The sequence below is a fragment of the Streptomyces sp. NPDC058620 genome, assembly GCF_042717135.1.
Lineage (GTDB): Bacteria > Actinomycetota > Actinomycetes > Streptomycetales > Streptomycetaceae > Streptomyces.
Genome location: NZ_JBHXQO010000139.1, coordinates 1 through 2,458 on the forward strand (window position 1 = coordinate 1; position 2,458 = coordinate 2,458).

Below are 2,458 nucleotides of genomic sequence, written 5' to 3' on the forward strand. Positions count from 1 at the left end.
CGAACGCGACCGAGGAGTTGTTGGCGGGTGTGTGGGCGCAGGTTCTGGGCGTCGACCGGGTCGGGGCCCACGACAACTTCTTCGAACTCGGCGGACATTCGCTCCTCGCCACGCAGGTCGTGTCCCGCATACGGACCGTGTTCGCGACCGAGGTCGCCCTCTCCGCGCTGTTCGACCACCCGACAGTCCGTGAGCTGGCGGCAGTGGTCGACGGATCGGCCCAGGGGATCGCCGCGCCTCCCATCACGGCGGCGAGCCGGGACCGCGATCTTCCGTTGTCCTTCGCACAGCAGCGTCTGTGGTTCCTGGACCAGCTGGAGCCAGGGTCGACGGAGTACAACGTTCCCTTGCTGGTGCGATGGCCCGGAGACCTGGACGTCGCGGCACTGACCGCGGCGCTGGGCGCGGTGGTGAGGCGGCACGAGGTCCTGCGAACCAGACTGGTGGTGGGCGCGGACGGTGTCGCACACCAGGTGATCGACGAGCCTGCCCCCTTCGTGCTGCCGCTGGCGGACGTCTCGGGTCACGACGATCCGGTGGCAGCCGCCCGGAAGCTGGTGGCCGCAGAGGTGATGGCACCGTTCGACCTCGCCCGCGGGCCGCTGGTCCGGGCCACTCTGATTCGGGTATCCGCTGACGAGCACGTACTGGCCTTGGCAGTGCACCACGTGGCATTCGACGAGTGGTCGGTACGCATACTCCGCGAGGAGCTCTCCGCCCTCTACGTGGCCTTCCACGCGGGTGAGCCGGACCCGTTGCCGCCGCTGGCCGTGCAGTACGCGGACTTCGCGGTATGGCAGCGGCAGTGGCTGGACGGAGACGTACTGGACTCTCATCTGACCTACTGGCGCGCCCAGTTGGCGGCCCTGCCCGCGCTCGAGTTACCGACGGACAGGATGCGCCCGCCGGTACGGTCCACCGACGGAGCGGCGACCGACTTCACTGTTCCCGCGCAGACCGCAGATGCCTTGCGGGCTCTGTCCCGCAAGAACGGCGTGACGATGTCCATGACGCTGCTGGCCGCGTTCAACGTGCTGCTCGGCTGGTACGCGGGGTCGGACGACGTGGTGGTGGGCACGCCGGTCGCGAACCGGAACCGTGCGGAGACGGAGGACCTGATCGGGTTCTTCGTGAACACGCTGGTGCTCCGTACCAACCTGTCCGGCGACCCGACCTTCACCGAGTTGCTCGGCCGCGTACGGAAGGTGGCTCTGGCCGCGTACGCGCACCAGGATCTGCCGTTCGAGCAGCTGGTGGACGACCTCGTCACCGAGCGGGACCGGTCCCGCACTCCCCTCTTCCAAGTGTTCTTCAACTACACGCCCGAGGGGCCCACGCGTCACGACGACGCCCAGGATCGGCCCGACGAGCGCGAGGGGGCCGACGCGTCGCCGGTCGGCGTGCTGGCGGCGAGCTCAGTGAACTTCGACCTGGCCGTCATGCTGGCGGACAACGAGGGTGACCTGGCGGGAGCGATCGAGTACAGCACCGCCCTGTTCGACGCGGCGACCATGGAGCGAATGGCCGGCCATCTGGTTGCGTTACTGGAAGCCGTCGCCGTGGATGCCAGGCAGCGGGTGGGTGAGCTGCCGGTGCTGTCTGTTGGCGAGCGTGAGCTGGTGGTGGAGGGGTGGAATGCCTCTTCGGTGGTGTTGCCGTTGGTGGGTGGTGTGCATGAGTTGATTGCTGGGTGTGCGGGCGCGTCTCCGGATGCGGTGGCTGTGGTGGTGGGTGGGGAGTCGTTGACGTATGGGGGGTTGATGGGTCGGGCGAGTCGTCTGGCGCATTATTTGCGTGGGGTGGGGGTGGGTGCGGAGTCGGTGGTGGGTCTGTGTCTGCCGCGTGGGGTGGGCATGGTGGTGGCGATGCTTGGGGTGTGGCAGGCGGGTGGTGCGTATCTGCCGTTGGATCCGGAGTATCCGGTGGATCGGTTGGAGTTCATGCTCGGGGATGCGGGTGTGCGGGTGGTGGTGGGTGAGCGGTCGCTGGTGGAGGGGATGCCGGTTGAGCAGGTGGTGTGGCTGGACGACCCGGCGGTTGTGGGTGCGCTGGATGGTCTTCCGTCGCGGGCGCCTGAGGTTGCTGTGTCTGTTGATCAGTTGGCGTATGTGATTTATACGTCGGGGTCGACGGGTCGGCCGAAGGGTGTGCAGGTCGCGCATGGTGGTGTGGTGGGTATGGTGTCGGCTCTGGGGCCGGTGTTGGGTGCGGGGCCGGGGGTGCGGGTGTTGCAGTTCGCGTCGTTCAGCTTTGATGCCGCGGTATTGGATGTGGCGGTGACGCTGGCGTTGGGTGGTGTGTTGGTGGTGGCCACGTCTGAGGAGCGGACGGAGGCGGCGCTGCTGACGTCGATGCTGCGTGCCGGTGCAGTGGGTGCGGCGAGTGTGGTGCCGTCGTTGTTGGGGGTTCTGGAGCCGCAGGATGTTCCTGGTGTCGGGACGTTGTTGCTGGGTGCGGA

1 protein-coding gene is annotated in these 2,458 nt (G+C 67.7%); it reads left to right on the forward strand.

Translation table 11 applies throughout. The features are described 5' to 3' along the window. Positions 1-29: 29 nt before the first annotated feature. Positions 30-2,458, forward strand: a 2,429-nt coding sequence (locus tag ACFWSK_RS37655) for a condensation domain-containing protein (protein ID WP_383796669.1), incomplete at its 3' end; no start/stop codon positions are given.